Origin of the sequence: Ensifer sp. 2TAB8, assembly GCF_052115125.1 — a bacterium.
GTDB lineage: Bacteria > Pseudomonadota > Alphaproteobacteria > Rhizobiales > Rhizobiaceae > Ensifer.
In genome coordinates, this window is the sequence record NZ_JBFRGB010000060.1 from 1 (window position 1) to 2,673 (window position 2,673).

Below are 2,673 nucleotides of genomic sequence, written 5' to 3' on the forward strand. Positions count from 1 at the left end.
ACGGGAAGCTTGGAAGCGGCCATCGTTGCCGTCGAAACGGTGGATGCCGCGCTCGGCAAGATCTGCGAAAGTGTCCGAAGCAGGCAGGGTTCCCTCCTCGTCATCGCCGATCACGGCAATTGCGAAACCATGATCGATCCCGAGACCGGTGCGCCGCATACGGCGCATACGATCAATCCTGTTCCGGTCATCCTTTTCGGCCGGCCCGAGATTGCCGCGCTGCATGACGGCATTCTGGCAGATGTCGCCCCGACCCTTCTTGCGCTCATGGGGATCGACGCATCAGCGCAGATGACCGGCCGCCCTCTCTTCGGTTAAAAGGTGCTTTCCGCAATCCCGGCAATATTCTCTGAACTTTGCCGGGATTGTTTTCCTCACGCCTTCGATCTCAGCCTGACTTTGTCTCGTTTGAAGTCCTCAACGCGCCGCGCGATCTCCTCATCGTCGGCAGGACCGACTTAGCGGTGCTTCTTGCCGCCAGAGCCACCTGGCATGTCGAAATACCAATAGCGTTTCCCTTTGACGTCGCTCGTGATGAAGCGGCCCTCCGGCGGGAAGTCTGCCGTCCATGCCGCGTCCATAGTCCGCTAAGCCAACTCGGCAATCATCGCCTGTACATGAGGTCGATGGCCTACACGTCGTCTCCTATGAGTTATGACCATATTTGCGGAAAGGGTCAGAACCGAAATAGAGAGGGATAGGGGGAGGAGAACAGGGAGACATTGCGACGCACGTTTTTCAGGTTCACGGCACGGACGCCGATGGCGCGGCTTTTCGATCGACATGCTCCCATAGTCGATCTTGCGGAACGCTCGCCGGGATCCTGTTTTCCGTTCAGTCGGGCTTGAAGCCGATCACCATCGAGTCCGGTCCCAGCAACGGCTCGACGCGCGTAGAGACGAAACCGGCGTCTCGCATCCAAGCCTGGCAGTCGGCGCCTGTGTAGTCGAACCCGCCGCGGGTCTCGATCAGCATGTTCAGGCTCATCAGCAGGCCGAATGCGTTCAAGCGTCGCTCGTCGTCGATGACGGCATCGTAGACGACCAGAGCCCCGCCGTTCGGCAGCGCGGCGAACGCTTTTTCCACAAGCTTCCTTTTCTCGGCCAGATCCCAGTCGTGCAGGATGTGCCCCATCACGATCACATCCACATTCGGCAGCGGGCCGTCGAAGAAGTTGCCGCTTTGAAAGCGGATGCGGTCAGCGAGGCCCTGCCGGGCGACGAACTCCTCGAAGATCGGCTGCACGGCGGGCAGATCGAAGCCGATGGCCTTAAGATGCGGATGGGCGCGCGCGACCACCACTGGCACCATCCCCTGCGCCGCGCCCACATCGGCGAATGTCGTGTACTTCGACCAGTCGAACTTGGCGGCGATCGCCTGAGCTGCGCCAGCGCTGATCCCGCTCATGGCCTCGAGGAACCCGCGCAACCGTGCCGGTTCCGCATAAATCGCGGCGAAAAAGTCCTCGCTGTGCTTGGCTTCGTTCTGCGGCTCTCCGGTGCGCAGGGCTTCGGTTAGCGAGCCCCAGAAGCCGTAGAGCCGGGCATTGGCCATTTCGAGGATGCCCCCGATATAGGAGGGCTTTGCCTTGTCGAGGAAGTGGTCCGTATCAGGGGCATTGCGATAGCGTCCGTCCTCGCGTTCGAGCAGCCTCAGGGCCACCAGGGTGTCGAGGAAGTCGCGGGCCGCGCGGGGATGCAGTTTCAACCTGATCTGCAGATCCGGCAGGTCGGCCGGGCCGGCCGCGAGCGCGGTGAAGACGCCGAGCTCGACCGCGCTGAGCATGGCCTTGGAGGCCCAGAACCCCATGCCGAGCTGCATGATGTTGTCCGGTGTCGTTGCGCCCATCACTCGTCTCCTTATGGATCGTGTCGTCGAACGGCATCCGGGATTGGCGGCAAAACCGAGGCGGTTCGGCAGCGCTGGCAAGTCGAGGACGTTCCGTCTCGTCGAGGCACCCAGATGGCGAAAATAGAGCGTTTTGCTAGGGGCTGCAATTAATCAAGAAGCACTAGCTAAGAGCCCAAGCGAATGCCTCGCGGCGCCTCCTACCGAAATCGATCGCCTATGCATTTCCCACATGGGAGCGCTGAGTTTTGAGCGCTGCAACTTACCAAGGGCCTGAGTTATAAGGTGTTCATCGAAGCGAAACGAGGCGCCACGGACTGGCAGCCAGACTTCGAAAGCCCATTGAAAGGGGGATCAAATGAACATCGCACGCTCCATCAACAACTGGCGCAAGTATCGTCAGACGGTCACCGAGCTGGGCCGCATGTCGAACCGCGAACTCCGTGACCTCGGCATCGAACGTGGTGACATCGACCGCGTCGCACGCACGGCCTTCGCCCGCTAAGGCGACATCAAAGACTGAATAATTGCCAAGCGCCTGCATCTCCTGCGGGCGCTTTTGCTTTTTGAGGCCATGGCTTTGGTTGGGGCCTATGTCGTTTGCTGCATTCGCAGCCGGCTCGGCGTCTGTCCGTAGGCCTTCGCGAATATTCTGGAGAAGTGTCCGGCGCTTTCGAAGCCGACTTCAAGCGCGATCTCGATGAGCGAAGCGTCCGTCTGGGTGATGAGGTGCTTGGCGCGCTCCAGTCGGAATTTCCGGTAGACGTGCGCAGGCGACATCTTCGCCTTCTCCATGAACAGTCGCTCGAGTTGCCGGCGCGACAG

General features: G+C 60.6%; 3 protein-coding genes and 2 pseudogenes. 2 read left to right on the plus strand and 3 right to left on the minus strand.

Going from position 1 to position 2,673, the window contains the following annotated elements; translation table 11 throughout:
• A pseudogene (locus AB4Z53_RS35220) lies at positions 1–318 on the plus strand (2,3-bisphosphoglycerate-independent phosphoglycerate mutase); the annotation flags it as partial.
• Between the two features lie 62 nt (positions 319–380).
• On the opposite strand, the pseudogene AB4Z53_RS35225 reads toward AB4Z53_RS35220, so the two are convergent.
• Together AB4Z53_RS35225 and AB4Z53_RS35230 are read right to left on the minus strand one after the other, a co-directional pair.
• Positions 381–581: pseudogene (locus AB4Z53_RS35225) on the minus strand (nucleotidyltransferase family protein); the annotation flags it as partial.
• 253 nt (positions 582–834) lie between these two features.
• A complete protein-coding gene (locus AB4Z53_RS35230; protein ID WP_441600048.1) occupies positions 835–1,848 on the minus strand; it encodes a methyltransferase in 1,014 nt (337 codons plus the stop codon).
• Positions 1,849–2,206: 358 nt separating this feature from the next.
• Between AB4Z53_RS35230 and AB4Z53_RS35235 the strand changes: the two genes are divergently transcribed.
• Positions 2,207–2,353: a DUF1127 domain-containing protein gene (locus tag AB4Z53_RS35235; protein ID WP_113536282.1), complete on the plus strand. Its 147-nt coding sequence runs from the start codon at positions 2,207–2,209 to the stop codon at positions 2,351–2,353.
• Between the two features lie 86 nt (positions 2,354–2,439).
• Here the strand turns inward: AB4Z53_RS35235 and AB4Z53_RS35240 are convergent.
• On the minus strand, positions 2,440–2,673 hold a 234-nt coding region (locus tag AB4Z53_RS35240), incomplete at its 5' end, for a helix-turn-helix domain-containing protein (protein WP_441600050.1).